17 protein-coding genes are annotated in these 18782 nt (G+C 54.2%); 8 read left to right on the top strand and 9 right to left on the bottom strand.

Going from position 1 to position 18782, the window contains the following annotated elements:
* Positions 1-56 precede the first annotated feature (56 nt).
* Genes IJT02_01515 through recA form a run of 5 tightly spaced genes read left to right on the top strand, consistent with a single transcriptional unit; the run spans position 57 to position 6016 of the window.
* Entirely contained in the window at positions 57-1844 is a 1788-nt protein-coding gene (locus IJT02_01515; protein MBQ7543602.1) for a restriction endonuclease, read from the top strand.
* Positions 1841-3139 carry a 30S ribosomal protein S12 methylthiotransferase RimO gene (gene rimO / locus IJT02_01520; GenBank protein MBQ7543603.1) on the top strand — a complete coding sequence of 433 codons (1299 nt, stop codon included), beginning with the start codon at positions 1841-1843 and terminating at the stop codon, positions 3137-3139. The genes IJT02_01515 and rimO overlap by 4 nt, the downstream gene beginning before the upstream one ends.
* Positions 3123-3611 carry a phosphatidylglycerophosphatase A gene (locus IJT02_01525; protein MBQ7543604.1) on the top strand — a complete coding sequence of 163 codons (489 nt, stop codon included), beginning with the start codon at positions 3123-3125 and terminating at the stop codon, positions 3609-3611. The genes rimO and IJT02_01525 overlap by 17 nt, the downstream gene beginning before the upstream one ends.
* Positions 3611-4828: a nicotinamide-nucleotide amidohydrolase family protein gene (locus IJT02_01530; protein MBQ7543605.1), complete on the top strand. Its 1218-nt coding sequence runs from the start codon at positions 3611-3613 to the stop codon at positions 4826-4828. The genes IJT02_01525 and IJT02_01530 overlap by 1 nt, the downstream gene beginning before the upstream one ends.
* Before the next feature lie 48 nt (positions 4829-4876).
* Complete coding sequence (gene recA / locus IJT02_01535) at positions 4877-6016, top strand: recombinase RecA (GenBank protein ID MBQ7543606.1); 1140 nt, start codon at positions 4877-4879, stop codon at positions 6014-6016.
* A gap of 34 nt (positions 6017-6050) precedes the next feature.
* On the opposite strand, the gene IJT02_01540 is transcribed toward recA, so the two are convergent.
* On the bottom strand, positions 6051-6791 hold the full coding sequence (locus IJT02_01540; GenBank protein MBQ7543607.1) for a glycosyltransferase: 741 nt from the start codon (positions 6789-6791) through the stop codon (positions 6051-6053).
* Positions 6792-6946: 155 nt separating this feature from the next.
* On the opposite strand from IJT02_01540, the gene hrcA reads away from it, so the two are divergent.
* The 3 genes from hrcA to dnaK are packed head-to-tail and all read left to right on the top strand — an operon-like array spanning position 6947 to position 10310.
* Positions 6947-7981 (top strand): heat-inducible transcription repressor HrcA, encoded by a 1035-nt coding sequence (hrcA, locus tag IJT02_01545; protein MBQ7543608.1) that lies wholly within the window; start codon positions 6947-6949, stop codon positions 7979-7981.
* Entirely contained in the window at positions 7978-8478 is a 501-nt protein-coding gene (locus IJT02_01550) for a nucleotide exchange factor GrpE (GenBank protein MBQ7543609.1), read from the top strand. The genes hrcA and IJT02_01550 overlap by 4 nt, the downstream gene beginning before the upstream one ends.
* Before the next feature lie 5 nt (positions 8479-8483).
* Positions 8484-10310, top strand: a complete 1827-nt coding sequence (gene dnaK / locus IJT02_01555) for a molecular chaperone DnaK (protein MBQ7543610.1) — start codon at positions 8484-8486, stop codon at positions 10308-10310.
* A gap of 48 nt (positions 10311-10358) precedes the next feature.
* Here dnaK and IJT02_01560 read toward each other — a convergent pair whose 3' ends face one another.
* The 8 genes from IJT02_01560 to IJT02_01595 form a co-directional block, all read right to left on the bottom strand.
* Positions 10359-10751 (bottom strand): capsular biosynthesis protein, encoded by a 393-nt coding sequence (locus tag IJT02_01560; protein MBQ7543611.1) that lies wholly within the window; start codon positions 10749-10751, stop codon positions 10359-10361.
* Between the two features lie 2 nt (positions 10752-10753).
* Positions 10754-12388: a hypothetical protein gene (locus tag IJT02_01565; protein ID MBQ7543612.1), complete on the bottom strand. Its 1635-nt coding sequence runs from the start codon at positions 12386-12388 to the stop codon at positions 10754-10756.
* A gap of 28 nt (positions 12389-12416) precedes the next feature.
* Positions 12417-13742 (bottom strand): HAD-IA family hydrolase, encoded by a 1326-nt coding sequence (locus IJT02_01570; protein MBQ7543613.1) that lies wholly within the window; start codon positions 13740-13742, stop codon positions 12417-12419.
* Entirely contained in the window at positions 13708-14577 is an 870-nt protein-coding gene (locus IJT02_01575) for a phosphotransferase (GenBank protein MBQ7543614.1), read from the bottom strand. The genes IJT02_01570 and IJT02_01575 overlap by 35 nt, the downstream gene beginning before the upstream one ends.
* A gap of 5 nt (positions 14578-14582) precedes the next feature.
* Entirely contained in the window at positions 14583-15296 is a 714-nt protein-coding gene (locus IJT02_01580) for an NTP transferase domain-containing protein (protein ID MBQ7543615.1), read from the bottom strand.
* Positions 15293-16330 carry an NAD-dependent epimerase/dehydratase family protein gene (locus IJT02_01585; protein MBQ7543616.1) on the bottom strand — a complete coding sequence of 346 codons (1038 nt, stop codon included), beginning with the start codon at positions 16328-16330 and terminating at the stop codon, positions 15293-15295. The genes IJT02_01580 and IJT02_01585 overlap by 4 nt, the downstream gene beginning before the upstream one ends.
* Positions 16327-17391, bottom strand: coding sequence for a hypothetical protein (locus tag IJT02_01590; GenBank protein MBQ7543617.1), 1065 nt, complete (start codon positions 17389-17391; stop codon positions 16327-16329). The genes IJT02_01585 and IJT02_01590 overlap by 4 nt, the downstream gene beginning before the upstream one ends.
* Positions 17392-17710: 319 nt before the next feature.
* Complete coding sequence (locus tag IJT02_01595) at positions 17711-18778, bottom strand: cyclic nucleotide-binding domain-containing protein (protein MBQ7543618.1); 1068 nt, start codon at positions 18776-18778, stop codon at positions 17711-17713.
* Positions 18779-18782: the final 4 nt, after the last annotated feature.

Here is an 18782-nt window from a genome sequence, read left to right on the forward strand (position 1 = left end):
AATTGAAGTATAATTTTTCCCATCATTCATAATTTGTTCAGAGGTGAAGGTCAATTATGCCTGTTCCCAGCACTGAGGAAATACGCAGGCCATTGCTTGAGGCATACAAGGGAGATTCTCCCCATTATTTCCGCATCAAGGAACTGATGAGCCTGATAGCGGAGAAGTTAGGGACGCACATAGATTCGATGTCGCCCTATGAGAGGAGAGCCCTTAAGAGCAGGATAAACGATGCCCAAGCATATTTGATGACGAACAAACTCATCTCGAACCCATTAAAGCAGACATACATGATAACCAGACGAGGGACGGAAATTTTGGAGACGACGACAGGGATTATTGAGGACGAAGTGTTTACTGTTGCAGAGCCAGCTTCAGTGAAAGCAGAGGAGGAGCTTCCGCCGCCTGATGTTGAGGTCGTTGCCGAAGAGGAAGAGACCCCAGATGTTGAGGCCGTTGCTGTAGAGGAAGAGGCAGAGCCTGCAGATGTTGAAGTCGTCGAAGAAGCACCAGAAGAGCAGCCAGCAAATGTTGAAGCTGTCGCCATAGAGGAAGAAGCCGCAGATGTTGAGGCTGTCGACTACGAAGCAGAGGAAGAGACCCCAGACGTTGAGGCTGTCGCCGTAGAAGAGGCAGAGCCTGCAGAGACTGAGGCTGTAGCTGTAGCGGAAGAAGCCGCAGACATTGAGGCTGTTGACGACGAAGAAGAACAACAAGCCGCAGACGTTGAGACTATTGACGATGACGCAGAAGAACAGGCCGCAGACGTTGAAGTCGTTGCTGTAGAGGAAGAGGCAGAGCCTGCAGATGTTGAAGTCGTCGAAGAAGCAGCAGAAGAGCAGCCAGCAGACGTTGAGGCCGTTGCTGTAGAGGAAGAGGCAGAGCCAGCAGATGTTGAGGCTGTCGACATAGAAGAAGAGGCAGAGCCTGCAGAGAGTGATGCTGTCGCTATAGAGGAAGAAGCCGCAGACATTGAGGCCGTCGACTACGAAGCGGAAGAAGAAGCCGCAGACGTTGAGGCTGTTGACGATGACGCAGAAGAAGAAGCCGCAGACGTTGAGGTCGTTGACGAAGCGGAAGAAACCGCCGCAGACACTGAACCTGTTGACTACGAAGCAGAAGAGCAACCGTCAGACGTTGAAGCAACGTCGGACGAGGCAGAGCCTGCAGAGCAAGAGTTCACGCCCGCCAACGACGATGAAGATATCGCACCCGCCGACACTCAGGAACTCTTCCCCGACAACATTGACTTGACCGACGAACCACAAACTTACGATTACGAGGAAAATTCAGACATGAGTACAGAAGAACTTGAAGACTATTCACACGCAGTAACACAGTCCCTGAGCATTGATGACGTTCTCGAACGCCACAACTCCGAACTTGCCGACAATGCCCTGATGCGCGCCGCAGGCCTCTCGCCGGAAATGTTCTCCATCTTCGTGATCGACCTGCTCTCAAAGATGGGCTACAACGCCTACCAGAACGCACGCTACACGTCCGATGCCTCTGGCAACAGCCTCATTCAGGGTGTAATCCTCGACCTCAAGACCAAGAGCAACATCTACATTCATACCAGCAAGCTCTCTCCCGGCAGGACGGTCGGACGCGCTGATGTCAAGGACTTCGCCAGCGAACTTGCGGAGCTCGGCGGAACAGGAATCTTCGCGACAACCGGCGAGTTCTCCGAGCAGGCCGCAGTCTGTGCTCAGGATGAACGCATCATGCTCATTGACGGCCAAAAGCTGGCGACGCTCATGATTAACCACAACTTCTGCGTGAACGTAGAGAGAGTCTTTGAGGTCAAAGAACTGGACGATGACAGTTTCTCCGAGTACGAATGAGGATATACTTTGTCTCTATGGGCTGTGCCAAGAACACCGCAGACAGCGAGCACCTCACTGCACAGCTCGAAGCACTTGGCCACGTCATCACTGACACTACCGACGGTGCGGACACGGCAATCATCAACACATGCGGCTTCATTCAGGACGCAGTGAAGGAGAACATCGACGCGATTCTTGACCTCGAGAAGCTCAAGGAGGACGGAGCCGTCAAGAGAATCGTTGTCGCCGGATGCCTCGTGAACCGCTACGAGAAGGAATTACGCGCCGAACTTCCGACGGTTGATTTGTTCGCACGGTCTGAGGATTGGGAGAAGGTCATAACGTTTCTTGGAGGCACGTACAACGCAAACTGTCAGTCAGTCTCGCACTCACTCACTCACACATTCTGGACGCGCTACCTCAAGGTCTCCGAAGGCTGCAACACCCTGTGTTCGTACTGCGCAATTCCCCTCATACGCGGCCGTCTCAGGAGCATTCCCGTCAAGCAGCTTCTGTCTGAAGCAAGGATGCTGTGTGCTGCCGGAGCAAAGGAGCTGTGCTTAGTCGGCCAAGACCTAACAGTTTACGGCTCTGACATCGGCACTAGTCTTCAGGAGCTCATCCGCGCCCTCAACTCTGAGCTTCCGGCAGGGACATGGTTACGGCTTCTCTACCTTCATCCTAACCGCGTCAACGAAGCATTAATTGACTTCCTGATGACGCAGGAGAAAGTCCTCCGCTACCTTGACATCCCCATACAGCACGCAGACCCCGACATTCTCGCGCGAATGAATCGCCCATGTCCGCCCGAACACATGCGCAGAATCTTCGCGTACATCCGCGAGCTTGACCCTCTGTTTACCCTGCGCACAACGATAATGACGGGATTTCCCGGCGAGACGGATAAGAGCTTCAGCAGAGTGCTAGACTTCGTGAGTGATGTTGAGTTCGACAGGCTGGGAGCGTTCGTGTATTCGCCTGAGGAGGGCACTAAAGCGGCCAAGTTAAGCGGCAGGGTCTCGCGCAAGACAGCAGAAGCACGGTGCTCTAAGCTGATGGAGCTTCAGGCAGAGATTGCGCAGGAGAGAAGCGAACTCTTCGTTGAACGTGAAGTTGACGTGCTCGTCGAGGAGATTGACGCAGAGGCGGACGAAGCGTGGGGAAGAAGTTACCGCGACGCGCCGGAAGTTGACGGGCTCGTGTGCGTTGAGGGAGCAGCATCAATGAGACCCGGCGATGTTGTGCTGGCGAAGATTAACGACTGCAACGAAAACGATTTGTTTGGAGAGGTGATTAATGATGAGCGAAAGTAAACGCTATCCCTATTACGTGTGGATTGCGAGCGTATTCGGACTGGGCTTCCTGCCTTCGGGAATGCCCGGCACTGTGAGTTCTGCGGCGGCCTGTGTGGTCAGCGCGTTCGTTGACGTGCCGATGTGGGCAATAGTTCTTGTGTCGGCCGTAGGAGTGTACGTTACCGGCAAGTCTGAGGCATACTTCGGCCAGAAAGACCCGAGCTTCCTCAACATCGATGAAGTTCCAGGAATGTGGCTGACGCTGTACCTTCTGCCGAAAGGATTCATCATTCCCGGCTTCTTCCTGTTCAGGCTGATTGACATTCTTAAGCCCTTCCCCGTCTGCACGATGGAGAAGCTACCCGGCGGCTGGGGCATAATGGCTGACGACATTCTCGGCGGCATAATGAGCAACGTAATCCTTCAGGCACTCAACGCGTACTTCTACCACGCGGGCTGGATGTATCCTCTGCTTGCGGGGGTGCTGTGATGAGGAACGCGGTACTTGCGGCGGTCGGCGACGAACTCCTAAGCGGCGCGCGACTCGAGAAGAACGCGTCCTTCATGGCGCATCACCTTCACAGCAAGGGCATCGAGGTTCTGCGCATCGAGGTTCTTCCCGACACTGATGAAGCGATTCACGGGCTTCTTGCACGGTGGATAGGGCACACTGACTTGCTGATTCTTTCGGGAGGTCTTGGCCCGACCCACGACGACAGAACGAGGCACGCAATCGCTTCGTACTTGGGGTGCGGGCTGAGGGCGGAGAACGCGATGTATGACCGCGTCGTCGACAGGGTGCGCAATGACCCTCACCGTCTCTCCTACACGGAGAGGTGCAGAGACCCTCAGGCGATGATTCCCGAGAAGGCACAGGCTGTCTTCAACCCTGCAGGCTTCGCGCTGGGGATTCGCTTCGAGTCAGAAGGCACAACGGTGATAGCCCTGCCCGGCGTTCCGATGGAGTATCAGGCGATGACCCGACAAGAGCTCCCTGAAGTTTTCGCGCCGGACTCCGAGCATTGCAGTGCGTCGGTGATAATCCTGAACATTCCCGAGATGACTATTGCCGAACGCATCCCCGAAGTCATCGGCAATTCCGCGCTTCACGTGTCGATACTTCCTGCTTTCCCGCAGGTTGAGCTGATAATCAGGGGCGAGGCTAAGGCGGTCTCTGAGGCAGAAAGAGCTGTGCGCTCGCGTTTCCGTGATGACGTTCTGCCGCAAGGCTGTGCGTCCATCGCTGAGGCAGTGCTGTACGAGGCACGTTTCAGGGGCGCAAGGATTGCGTGTGCGGAGTCGTGCACGGGCGGGCTTATCGGCGCGGCACTGACCGAGATTGCGGGGAGCTCCGACGTGTTCAACGGCTCGGCGGTAACCTACAGCAACGAGGCCAAGAGCAACATTCTGGGCGTGAAGGCCGCAACTCTGCGTGAGCACGGAGCAGTCAGCGAGGAATGTGCGCGTGAGATGGCGGAAGGTGCGCTGAGAATCTACGACGCGGATTTTACGGTGAGCGTTACGGGTATTGCCGGGCCAGACGGAGGCAGCGAGAGCAAGCCTGTAGGGACGGTGTGCTTCGGGTTTGCGTCGGACAGAGGGACGATAACGATAACACGCAGGCTTCCGGGCGGACGCGAGGAAGTGAGGACACGGACGGTACGCTTCGCGCTGTCGGAACTGTGGCGGATGATTCACGGCGCGTGATGGTATACTTACAAGCTCACACAGAAAATTTACAGGAAGGTGATTACTCTGGCTAAAGCGGCAAAGAAAGCTCCGCAGTCCCGCGAAGAAATCCTCGAAGAAGCCTTAAGCGACATCAGGAGCAAGTTCGGCGACGGCGCAATAATGAAGCTCGGCGACACCGCCAGAAAGAACGTTGACGTTCTGTCGAGCGGAGTTCTTCCCCTTGACGTTGCTTTGGGCATAGGCGGTTACCCGAAAGGCAGGATCGTCGAGATCTACGGCCCTGAAGGCAGCGGCAAGACCACAATAGCCTTGTGCGCAATCGCTGAGGCACAGAAGGCAGGAGGCATCGCGGCATTCATCGACACGGAACACGCTCTTGACCCGCGTCTCGCGGCGACGCTCGGGGTTGACGTTCCCAACCTCTACCTGTCCCAGCCCGACAGCGGCGAACAGGCTCTGTACATTCTTGACCAGATGGTCAGGACGGGAGCGGTTGACATTGTTGTGCTGGACTCTGTTGCTGCTCTGACTCCGCAGTCCGAGATAGATGGACGCATAGGCGAAAGCCAGATGGGGCTTCAGGCGCGCTTGATGTCCTACTCACTGCGCAGGCTCGCGTCAATAATCTCCAAGACCAACTGCATCGTGATATTCATCAACCAGCTCAGAGCCTTAATCTCCACCGGCTACGGGCAAGGGCCTACGGAGACCACGACAGGAGGCCGTGCGCTGAAGTTCTACTCGTCGATAAGGCTTGAGGTCAGGCGCGGCAAGAAGATCGACAAGGGCGACGTAACCATAGGCCACGAACTCTACCTGAAAGTCGTGAAGAACAAGCTCGCTCCGCCTTTCCGTGTAGGACACACCAGCCTGATTTACGGCAAAGGCATTCCGCGTGATGTCGTGGTCGTGGACATGGCGATAGACTACGGCATCATCGTGAAGAAAGGTTCATGGCTCGCGTACAAGGGCGAGACTCTCGGGCAGGGCAGGGAATCTGTCGCGCAGTTCTTGGCCGAACACAAGGACTTACAGGAAGAGATCGTGAAAGGCATAATGCAGAAGGTCGGCGAAGGTCTGGGCTACATGCCGGAGGCCGAACCGATGCAGGAAGACGCTCCCGAACTCCCCGAAGTCGACGAGATTCCTGACGATGAAGAAGGAATGCTCGAGATTGCGGACACTGACTCGGACGCAGAATAACAACAATCCTCCGGCTTTCGGAGGAATTTTTGTATCATGTCAGGAAGTACTTCACCGTCTCAAACATCAGCCTGTAAGGATAATAAAGCCTGCTCATCCCGTACTTCCTGTGAATGCCGTAAATCTCATCAAGCCTCTTCTTGGCCTCACGAAAACTCTTCTGCGTACTCATTCCCCCGAAAGTGAAGTTGCTTATCACTTTGTCGAGGGGAATTAATTTTTTGCCGTCAACGTACAGGTGAGTTGCGAAGTCGAAGTCATCGTGAGAGTTTATCAGCGGGTACGGGTACTCCAGCAGAATTTCTCTCCGCGAGAACGCCGCGGGGTGGCACCAGTGCGAGGTCGTCCAGAACATGCCCTTCTTTGCGTGCTTGATGATGCTGCCGGACTTCGTGATGACGTTCAGGCTTCCCCACGCTAGGTCGTAGCCTTCGCGCTCGTAGAGTTCCGCCATCGTCTGCACAGCGTCAGGCTCATACCAGTCGTCAGCGTTTATCTGCCCGACGATCTCTCCGTGTGCGAGGCGTGCTCCCTTGTTGAGTGCGTCATACATGCCCTTGTCCGGCTCGGAAATCACCGTCATGCTCCGGCCTTCCATCGCGTTGAACCTCTCGACGTACGACCGCGTAACAGAAGCTGTGTCATCTCTCGATGCCCCGTCAATCACTATGTATTCTATGTCCCGGTATGTCTGGTTAATCACGCTCTCTATCGTCCGCGCAATTGTTGCCTCTGCGTTGAACGAGACCGTGAGAACTGTTACAGGTACGCTCATGAACTATTTACCTCTTCAGGAATTTTTCGCACATTATAGCATTCGCTCTCATTGACAATTCGGAGACCCTCTGCTAATCTTATCGCCGTTCTAAAAAATTAATGGCACTCAACGAGATATAGTGCTAAGACAAAATCATTCAGGAGGTGATAACAATGAGAGACGGTCTGACAGAACGTCAGCTGAGCATAGTTCTTTCTGTTGTCTACGAGTACATCAAGACGGGAGAGCCCGCCGGAAGCCAAACGATTGTCCGCAAGTACATTCGTGGACTGAGTGCCGCGACGATCCGCAACGAGATGGCAGACCTCGAGGAGATGGGTTACTTTTCCCAGCCTCACAGTTCGTCCGGCAGGCTTCCGACAGCATTAGCGTACAGGATCTATGTCAACTCGGTAACAGCACGTGCACGGAATCGCTCTCACGGAGAGGACGCGATACGCCGCGAAATTCTCGGAAGCCGCAGCGGCATTGAGGATCTGCTCAGCCAAGTTACTCACCTCATGGCAAGGCTCACCAACTGTGTGGCGGTTGCGGCTGTGCCTGCTCTCGACGGGACAAAAATACAACACATAGACCTTGTGCCTGTCGGAGGACGCAACGTTCTCACGCTGATTATCCTTGAGGGAGGGCTTGTGCATCACTCGCAGTTCACCCTGCCGTACGACGTTGAGCCTTCGAGCCTCGAGGAACTCTCAAGCAGAATCAGCATGTTCGCCTGCGGGCACTCCTGGAACGAAGTCCGCGACGGCCTCTACAAGTACGTTGCCGACGGCCTGAACGAAGCACGGGACTCCTGTAGGGATGCGATAAACGCTCTGGACAAGTTCCTGACCGAGCAGAACTACAAGTTCTTCAGCTCCGGCGCGAGGCATCTGCTCGAAGTTCCGCAGTTTCAGGAGCTCTCGAGGCTTCAGGCGGTGCTTAATCTCCTCGAGCAGGAGAAGCCGTTGGCACGAATGATCGAGAAATGCCGCCACAACAGAGAAATCGAGGTTACGCTCGGGGCAGAGAACGAAGCCGAAGGCATGAAGGGCATGGAGGACAACGCAATGATTCTCATACCCGCCCGGCCAAGACAGCAGAAGGCAGTGCTCGGGCTTATAGGGCCGATGAGGATGGACTATGAACGGTCAATACATGTACTTGAGAGCGTAGCAGAAGCATTAGAGGAGGATTCAGGAAGGTGAACGGCATGAATGACGACGAAGCCAGACAGGAGGAAGCAGCAGCTCCCGACCCTAAGGACGAACAGATAGAGAGCCTCACGCGACAGCTAAAAGCGACGACAGCGGACTTCTACAACTTCCGCCAGCGCACCACCAAAGAACGCCTCGAGACACGAAAGCGTGCGACAGAAGAAGTGATCCTCGCGATGCTGCCAGTGCTGGACAATCTCGACAGGGCACTTGAGGCCGCCGGTTCTGAGGATGCAGCAAGTATCCTTAAGGGCGTTGAGATGGTACAGAGGCAGTTTGTGGGGGTGCTTGACGGTCTCGGAGTGAGCATCATCAAGACGGAAGGCGAGAAGTTTGACCCGTTGCTTCATGACGCGGCAGGAACAGAACAGGTAGACAGCCCGGAGCTTGACGGCAAAGTGATAACCGAGAGGCTGAAGGGCTACAGGACGAAAGAACGGGTATTGAGGCCCGCACAGGTAACAGTAGGGAAAATCAAGGAGGCATAATAACAATGGCTAAGGTAGTAGGAATAGATTTAGGGACGACAAATTCATGCATAGCAGTGCAGGAGGGCGACCAGACGACGATAATTGCCAACAACGAGGGAGCACGTACTACCCCGTCAGTTGTGGCTTTCACGAAGGACGGCGAAAGGCTCGTCGGACAGCTCGCGAAGCGTCAGGCGATCGTCAACGCCGACCGCACGATAATGTCAATCAAGCGCGAGATGGGAACTGATTACCGCGTGAACATCGACGGCAAGAAGTACACACCGCAGGAAATCAGCGCAATGATTCTGCAGAAGCTCAAGAGAGATGCAGAAGATTATCTCGGCGAGCCCGTAACTCAGGCAGTAATCACAGTGCCGGCATACTTCACTGATGCACAGCGTCAGGCCACGAAGGACGCGGGAACAATCGCTGGGCTTGAAGTGTTGAGAATCATCAACGAGCCTACGGCGGCGTGCCTTGCGTACGGCGAAAACAAGACGGAGGAGCACAAGATTCTGGTGTTCGACTTGGGCGGCGGAACGTTCGACGTGTCGATTCTGGATGTCGGAGAAGGAGTCTTCGAGGTCTTGGCCACAGCGGGCGATAACAGGCTTGGCGGAGACGACTGGGACAACAGAATCGTTGAGTGGATAGTTGCTGAGTTCAAGAAGGCAGAGGGCATTGACCTGAAGAATGACAGCATGGCAATGCAGAGGCTTCGTGAGGCGGCAGAGAAGGCCAAGATAGAGCTCTCCAACATGACAGAGACCACAATCTCCCTTCCCTTCATCACGGCTAACCAGACCGGCCCGAAGCACCTCGAGATGAGGCTCACGCGCGCAAAGTTCGAGGAGATGACGGCAGACCTCTTAGATCGCACAATAAGGCCGACACAGAGAGCACTTGAGGATTCAGGCCTGAAAGCCAGCGAAGTGGACAAGATTCTTCTTGTGGGCGGTTCAACGCGTATGCCGATGGTGCAGAAGAAGATAGTTGCACTGCTGGGCAAAGAACCCACGAAGGGCATCAACCCCGACGAGTGCGTAGCGGCTGGTGCGGCAATTCAGGGAGCAATCCTGAAGGGCGACCACAAAGATATAGTGCTCGTTGACGTTACGCCGTTGACGCTGGGCATCGAGACGCTCGGCGGAGTAATGACGACGATGATAGAGCGCAACACTGCAATTCCCGCCCAGCAGAGCCAGGTCTTCACGACTGCGGCGGACAATCAGCCTCAGGTGGAAATCGCAGTGTATCAGGGCGAGCGCAAGATGGCACAGGACAACGTAGAGCTCGGACGCTTCACGCTCGACGGAATTGCACCCGCACCGCGCGGCATCCCTCAGATTGAGGTAACGTTCAACATCGACACGAACGGCATCCTGAACGTCTCGGCGAAGGACAAGGGCACGGGCAAGGAGCAGAAGATAACGATACAGTCATCTAACCTGAGCAAGGACGATATTGAGCGCATGAGGCGGGACGCGGAAGCACACGCTGACGAGGACGAGAAGAAGCGCAGTGATGCAGAGGCGCGCAACGAGGCAGATGCGGCGGTGTTCGGAGCAGAGAAGCTCATGGCTGACTTGGGCGACAAGATGACAGCTGAGGAGAAGGGACGCGTGAACGCGAAACTTGACGCGCTCAAGAAGGCTATAGAGACCGGCGATGTTGCTGGAATGAAGAGCGGCAAGGAAGACCTTCAGCGCACAATGCAGGAGTTCGGGACGAGGTTGTACCAGCAGGCCGGGCCGGGAGAGCAGCCGGAGGACGGCAAGTCAGCTCCTCACCATGGACCGCGCGAAGATGACGGCACGGTGGAGGCGCATTTCACCGACGAGCAGTAAGCAGAGAAAATTATTTCCCCCTTTGCCAGAGACGGCGGAGGGGGATTTTTAGTGCTGTCTGGACTGCGCGCATATAGCCTCGAGTTCTTCGGGCGAATGCTTCAGGAACTCGTCAGGCCGTATAGTCCTGTCGTCAACGTAGAACCCTTTGTGTCCCGGCCAGACTTTGCCGTATATTATCCCGTCATAGGGTATCTGCCACTTGTCCAGCCACTCCAGCAGTATCTTGGCCGTGTGCTTGTTGATTAACCCCATGTCTCCCTTGTAGGTGTTCATGTTCCTCGAGGTCAGAAGGATAATCCGTGCTCCGTTGGCCTTGTAGTACCTCAGTTTCTCCAGCATGTCGGGATACGGTACTAAGTCTTCGTAACGTTCATCCTTAGTCTTTATCGGGCATAATGTCCCGTCAATGTCGAACACAAAAGTGTATTCGCTGTACAAGATTAATCACTCCTTATGTCTGTTGTGCAGGCCAGAAGCTCTATGCCTGTTCCGAGCATCGCCGCCTGATGCCTTAGGCTCTCACCGTGAAGCGGTATCATGCTCAGGAACAGCAGAGCCTCTATCAGCTTTACTCTCTTCATGTCCGGCGAGAAGACTTCCTTGAACAGCTCCAGCATGTCGAAATCTCTTGCCCTTCCGTGAACCTCGTAATTCACAGAAGCATTCGCGAGGTCGTATTCTGCGCTGAACATGTCCTTGATGATGAAGTCGTATTTCCCGTCTATGCTGTGAAGTATTTTTGCGAGGTCATAATCCGGGTCGCCGTATATGTCGTAGCTCCCGAAGCTGCCTCTCGGGTCTATCAGCTTGATGAACTGCAGGTTAGGGTCAATCATTATGTTGGTGAAGCACAAGTCCCCGTGAATTATCGTGAACTCATCGATTCCGTAAAGAACCTCAGGGACGCACTTCCTCAGGGCATCGCATATCCCGTCAAGCGGAAGGTATCTTTGTCCGTTCACCGTGATATTCTTCGTGAAGAAGGCGGAGAAGTTCTCGTTCTTGCGCAGTGCGTCAATCCTCTGCAGAGTCTTGGCCAAGTACATATCCTCGAGCGATGAGCGTATGTCGTCTCCTCTTGCCGTGTAACGCTTGAAGTCGTCAATCACCGAGCGTATCCGGCTGAATATGTCCTTCCACTGCCTGAAGCCCATCTCTCCGTACAGGAACAGTTCATGAACAGTGTGGTACGCGTAATACTCCATCGAGGCATAAGGCCTTGTGTAGTGCGTCGAGAAGCTGAAGATTCGCGGGTGCGTGTATTCCAGATCGGACGGCAGCTTGAGATACCACTTTATCTCCTGAATGAATTTCTCCCTGTTCTCGCTGGTCTTGGTGAGGATGCCTCTCGTCCTGTCCATAGCTATATGGTTGAACTCACGCGCACTCACCTCTAGACGCGAGCTGAAGTACTTGTCGGCGTGGCCTATGTCGAACCAGCTGGAAGCCTTCACCGCTCTCATCGGGCAGGAAGCGTTGTAGTCCCTCAGTGCCTGATAGAACGTGCTGACTGACGCATCGGGCTCGACGAATGCGCGTTCAAGGCACGTCCTCAGAACGTCAGGCCTCGTTATGCGGAAGACTCCCACGAACAGCCTGCCTTTTGCGGCGGAAGTTCCGGGCTTCTTGTCGGTTATGCTCGTGAAGAGTCCGTTCTCCCCTTCCGACATCGTGAAGAACGTCCACGCTTCGGACAGGTAGTCTTCGCTGTACCAGAAGCAGTCCTCTCCGCCGCCGCTTACTTCGTCCGCCAGAATGGTATCCGCAAAGTTGATTATCGCAGTGCCGTTCACGCCTTCAAGAGACTTGTACACCGTCCAGCCCAGATCCCTGAGCTCCGGCAGAGTCTCTACGGTTACCCTGTCTCCGTACGGCGCAAGAGCCTTGATGACCTCTCCGGCGTTCTCGCAGCACATCACCTTGATGCTTCCGCAGATGCCTGCGTATTTCTCGTAAAGGTAGTCGAACACTATGCGCTGGCTGACGGGGTAAATTACCGCAGGGATTTTGCCGAGAGTCTGAAGCGGTTCGGGAACAATCTTTGCAGAAGGAACAAGGAGCGTACAAGCAGTCATGCCGCACACTCCTGCAAATTGTCATGAGTTATGGATGTGATGTGATGTGATGTGATGTGAAATTATACATTTTTTCTCTCATTGCGTCAACTTCTTCCGTCATATTTACAGTGAAATACTGCGCTCCGCTTCTTCTTGCGGCCTCAAGCCCCGTCTCCGAGTCCTCGAAGATTATGCACTCTTCCGGCGAAGCACCAAAATACTGCATGGCCTTGAGGTAGCCTTCAGGGTCAGGCTTTGAGTGCGCAATATCCTCATGAGCCAGCACAAGGTCAAAGAAGTTCTCCAGCCCGAAAGCCCGCAGAATGTCCTGCGTGTTCTCGCGTGAAGCTGTCGTAACCAGCGCGAGACTGCACTCTCCTCTGCACATTCCCAGAAGAGCCAGAAGCCCGGTGTTTGGCTTGGCCAGCGTGAGATATTTCCTGTACAGAGCTTTCTTTCTGCTGTGAATCATCTTCATGGCCTCGCTGCTGATGCCGGGTACGATTTCCGGGAGAAAATCCGTGTAGTGCCTGCCGTTGCAGTGCGCACGGAAATACTCATAGTCCAGCCCGCGTTCAAGAGCCTCGCTGTATGCCGCGCAGTTGACTCCTGCTGTGTCGAAGAGAGTACCGTCAAGGTCTGCAATGATGAGCCTGACGGAAGCAGGGAGATGTCCCCGCCGTAATTTCTGCCACGCTGTCTGGTCTGCCCATTCCTCGAAGGCCTCTGCTTTGCTGCAGCTGAACACGAAATCCCTGCGCCCGACAAGGTAGGAGATTATGTGGCTGACGTAGAGCCTTCCTGCGGGATAATCCGGGTCTGACAGCCTGACGAATGCACTCACAAAATCTTCTGCGTCCCTGAAGCTGTACATTCCCGCAGAGATTACGTCAGAACGAAGGCGTTTCTCGGCGATGTCGCACACGTTGTCCTGCTCATTGAGGACAATGAAGCTCTTGCTCCTGAGGTTGGCGACGGGAATATCCGTCTGCATGAGGTCGAGCCCGGCTATTGCGTTGCCCTCGATAGGAGAGCTCAGGGCTATTCTGCTGTGGGAGTCTTTGACGGCGATCCCGCCTGAGATTCCGGCATAACGTATCGTCCTGCACACTGTATCCGCCGCCCCTGAAGTCTTCTCCGAAAGCACAACAACTTCTGCGCTGGGTACGCTCTGTGCTATTGCGCTGGAAACAGAGAATTTCTCCTCCATGTCCGCAGTAACAGCGTAGATTATCCGGCCGTAGCTTTCCGGGAATATCCCTGACAGCAACTTTGCGGCAAGAATCGTTCCGTCCTCAGGATGCCTGTTCAGGATCAGAGGCAGGCCGTCAATGCGTTCACCGCCTGCACAGGGAATTATCAGCGTCTTCATGAGTGCGTGCTATCATGCCCGTAACTGTGGCAGTCTTTGCGTCCAGAAAATCCAGCGTAGGCTTGTCGTCAGTGTAGGGGTATATCCTCAGGAGCTTCAGGAGCAGCGCGTAATACACCTCGACGACAACGTCATCTCCTGCGGTCTCCGCGATGATGTCCGTCATTATGTCCCGGAAAATCATCAGGTGTATCACCGTGTTGATGTCCTGAACCTGCCTGCGGTATGACCACATTGCGTAAACGTCCTGAAGGAGCGTCGCGGCATCCATTATCCAGCAGTCGTAGAACGAGTCCAGAAAGTCGATGAGGTACAGCCTGCCGTCCTTTACGATGATGTTCTCGAGGGTCAAATCTCCATGACAGAAGCCGGGCGTGAACTTGTTCCACTTGTGCCCCGACAATACAGCAAATGCTTCTGAGACTGCCGGGCTTCCTGAGCCTGCAAGTTCTTCTTCGAGAGAACGTATCTTGCGCGAGAATACCTGCTGGGGGTCGCCGCTGGTTTCTGCCGTGCCGGTGTTCATGCTGAGCATAAGGGCTCTGACTATGCTGCGGATGCTGCAGGCCTGTATAGTCTTCATGTATTCTGCCAGAGTGATGCCGCTGATGTATTCCATGTCGAAATAGTACAGCCCTTCGGACGTGAATCCCGCAGAGTACACCGCCGGTGCAGAAAGATATTCGCTTCTGAAAGCAGACTGCTTCCGAGCCTGAGCCTCAAGCCGTGCGTTGTAGCCCGTGCTCCGCGAAACTTTCCTGACGAACACCCGGCCGTTGTCTTCCGCAAGAATTATCCTGCACCCGGAATGTCCCTCAAGCTCCCTGAAGTGCATTTACCCTAAGCCTCCGTGAAAAGTTCGGAGTCCAGAGCGAGCCTGTAGCCCTCAGGAGTCCCGAAGTCTATATGGTGTTCTGCTTTGAAGACTCCGACGTTCAGCCCCCTGCGGCACATGATGTTGTAGAGGCCGCTCATGAAGCATTCGTTGTACGGGCAGCTGTTCACGTACTCTGCGGCCAAGTCCCGGAACAGCCCTGCACTCCTGAATATGTATGCTCCGCAGATCGCGCTGGTGCTTACTGCCTGCTTCTCGACTGTGCCGGTTACCCTGCCTTCCGCATCGTACATGACGTAGCTGAATCTCGGGTCTGAGGACGTGAACGTCAGCAGAGCTCCGTCATACTCACCTGCTTGTGCAAGCTCAGGGCAGGTGAACATGTGGTCGCAGTCGTTGAAGAGTACGGGCATGTCATCATCAATGTCCTTTGCGCCTTCGAGGCAGGTGAAGACCGGGCCGGGCAGGACTTCGGGAATGACGGTGATTCCTGCATCGGGGAAATATTTGCGTATCTCGTCAATGATGGCGAACTTCTCCGCGTGTTCCTTAAGCACCACGAACCTGACATCAGCCGCATAATCCATGACGGACATTGCGGCCCACCAGAAGAAGGGCTTTCCGTGAAGGGGGATTAACGGCTTAGGGACGGTGAAGCCGGATTCGCTGAAGCGCGAGCCTGCTCCGGCCATAGGCATAATCAGGTGAAGTCTGCTCATCTTTGCTCCATCCCCGACAAAAGACTGCATGTGTACTCAATCACTGCTGCCAGCCCCTCCTCCATCGATACGCGAGGACTCCAGCCGTATTTTTCGCGGGCATGAGTGTTGTCGCAGAGCGAATACTTGTTGATTTCGTGGTGCAGTATCTCATCCTTGATCCTGTATCTGCCCTCATAGAGAGCGGGGTACTTCTCCCAATAGTGCCTGTCATCTGCATAAGTTATGCCCCCCCCCCCGTACGCAGTTTTACGCACAAGTCTGTAGGCGATGCTGAACATCTCATTAACGGAGTAATTCACGCCGGAAGACGCGTTTACGCAGTCGAAGCCCCTGCATTCACGCACAGCCCAAGCTAAATCCGTGAGGTCATCAACATACACGTAATCCCTGCGCTGGTTGCCGTCGCTGTGAAACACCGGCGTACGGTTGTAGTACAGCTCGCGTATCATGTAGGCGACAAAGGGAGGCTGGGTTCTCAGGCAGTCGATGTGCGGGCCGTATACGTTCGAGAAGCGCAGGCACACTATATTCATCCCATAGGTGTCGCAGAAGGACTGCGCAAAACGTTCGGCACAATATTTTGTGTTCGGGTAAATCAATGTAGGGAGCACAGAGAAGCCTGCTTCTGTTACGGGGAATCTGGTTTCGTTCTCGTAGATGGCATTGGTGCTTGCCTGAATGATTGTCCTGACACCGTATTTGCGGGCTGCCTCGCAGATGTTCACGAAGCCGGAGACATTTACGCTTATCGCTTCGGCAGGGTCTGCCTGGCAGTCAGGAAGCGGGGCAATCCCTGCGATGTTGTAGGCGTAATCGATGTCGTTGTCGCGGAAAATCGACGCTATGCCTTCTTTGTCGCGAATATCCATCCTGATGATCTCCGGCGTGAAATCGTGATCTGGGAAAATCAGATTGTCAGGTTTGCCGTAGGAGAAGTTGTCGACAAGCACCAGACTGATGCCGGTCTTCCAGAGTTTGTACGCCAGCTGTGAACCGATGAAGCCGGCCGCGCCGGTTATGAGAGCCTTCATGCTGTCTCACCTGCCTGCCTCACCGTGTCGATGATGTACCTTGCGACGACTTCAGGTGCCCACTTTCTGTTGAAGCAGTCGACGATTTTTGCCGGGTCAGTCTCGGGAAGGGACATCACGTCGCGTTCGAACTGTGCCCAGTCTACATCCTCCATCCGTTCGTAGCCCATCTTGACAGTCTCGAAGACCTCGCACTCGTCGAAGGGCAGATACCACCTCACGACGAGCTTGTCGGTAACTATCGCTGTGCCGACCATGAAGCTCTCTATGAACCTGCTGGGGATGCTCATCCTGTAGCCGGAGACGTTGAAGTTGTACTGGAAGCTGGAGATGTAACGGCAGAAATCCTTTAGAGGCACGATGAGTTCTGCGTTTGTCCTAATTCCGCTGTCTGCGTTCGAAGTGCTGATGATTCTTGCGTCAGCTTCAGCTCCTATGCCGGAGAGGTATTCTGCAATTCTTGCGCGCTTCTCGTTAGGGTGCGAGACCTGTTCCGCGTAATAACCCATTATGTCGCGCTCCCAATCATAATCAGGATGAGTTACATTCTTTTCTGGAGCAGGCCCCTGCGCGTTGCCGAAGTAGCACATGAACTTTTTGGACTTTCTGAGATTCCGGCCTTGCAGGTAATTGCTGTAACCTCCTTTGAGGAGAGCATAGCTCATTCCCCGCGAAAGAGAGCGCGGCCCCTGCATCAGCGGGAATATCTTGCGGATGTACTGCCCTAAATCTGCTATAAAGCATCTTTCGCCTCTGTCTGTAAGTCTCTTCAGGGAATTGTCAACGTGTTTATGATCTGACCACGGAATCCTTATGCTGTCGGTTAATGCGAAGGAGTCTTCATCAAGGATGGAAGGGCAGTTGACCTTGAAGTATGCATCGCACGTATTCAGCTTCTCTTCATCAAACAGGTAAGGCGCGTCAGCACTGTCAACGCTGAAAGTTTTTCTGCTGCCGTCCTCAAAGAGGATGTACCCGTCCATGTTGTAGCTGTCAGGTATAAATATCTTGCGCAGCTTGTTTATGCCTCTTACAGGAATTGAGAACAGAAGCCTGTTCATCAGAGGCATATCAAATCCAAGCGATATTTCTCCGGCTTCTTGAAGCTGATAGAGCCCCAGCAGAAACCACTCGAAGTAATTTACTCTGCCGAGTGATGTAATAACTACTTTCGGTTTGCGGGATTTTGCGGTAGAATTTAGGCGAGTCTCAGGCTGTGCTGTGCTGTGCTGTGCTGTGAGGAATCATACAAGCTCATAGCTTACACGTCAAGCTCCTTTCATCAACTTTCTAGGATTTGTGAAATTATATCACACATACGGATGATAACCATTAACCCCCGTCCACAGAAGACAGGGGGCATCCATGTCTGCAGGGCTCTTAACGGCCGTACTCGCTCCGTATCATGTCAATGTTCATCGCCATAACGTTAAGCATCTTCGCCGTGTTGCCCATAATGTCAATGGCATTCTTCGCGTTCATCTCCACGAAGCTGACGAGGTCATCACGCGTTATCTTCATGACCAGCATATCAGTGAACGCCACCACCGTATAAATGCTCGGTTCGCCCGTCAGAACGGAGTACTCCCCGAAACATTCGCCGTCCGACATGCTCCCAAGAACATACTCATCATCCGTGCCGTACTTGAACCAGCACACCGCAGAGCCCGTGATAATCTTGTAGATTGCGTCGTTGGTCTCTCCCTCACGAAGAATAACCTCGTCCGCAGAAATCTTCTGTATCTTCGCGCGCGCATCGCTGATACCCTTCGCGGTTCTCGCCGCCTCGTCCGCCAGCTTCTCCGCCTCGTCGTCGTCAAGTGCAGCAGTCTCAATGTGTATACAGCCGTTCATGTTCTCATGAAGCAGCGCATTCTCGTCGAGAAAATACTTCTTCACGAACTCCGTATCACTGGTGCTGATTATCAGGAAGATTTTTGTCTGGCTCAAGTATTGCTCTATTGCGTTCTTGAACATCCTCATGAACTGGTCATCACGCCTTACGGGGTCAGGAAACTCGTGCAGTACGAGCACAAGACGCTGGGCTGTCCGGCTCTTGCTCTGCTCGTTGTCCGCTATGTACTTGAAGGCTTTATCCCACACAGTGAATTGTTCGGTGCGCGGCTTCTCGTAGTGTTTCAGCACCGTTTCAACAAAACTCGTAAGGGTTTCTGTGTCCTTCCCGGAAGCCCTGAAGAATATTCTCCGTTTCCAGTTGCAGAACTCCTTGATGAGTATAGTGCTCACTGACTCTTCATGCCCGCAGACCACGAAAAGCTGGAAGCTCCCGCGCTGGTATGCCTGCTCAAGTTCTCCCAGCTCGTCCTGGTAGCCCGCTAGCATCTTCCTGCGCTCTTCAAGCTCCTTCTTGCGCCCGGCAAGTTCTCTCTGGCGTTCGGCCTGCAGTCTCTGCCGTTCAGCCAGAATCTTCTGCTGCCCCATAAGCATAAGT

This window comes from Synergistaceae bacterium (assembly GCA_017450125.1).
GTDB lineage: Bacteria > Synergistota > Synergistia > Synergistales > Aminobacteriaceae > JAFUXM01.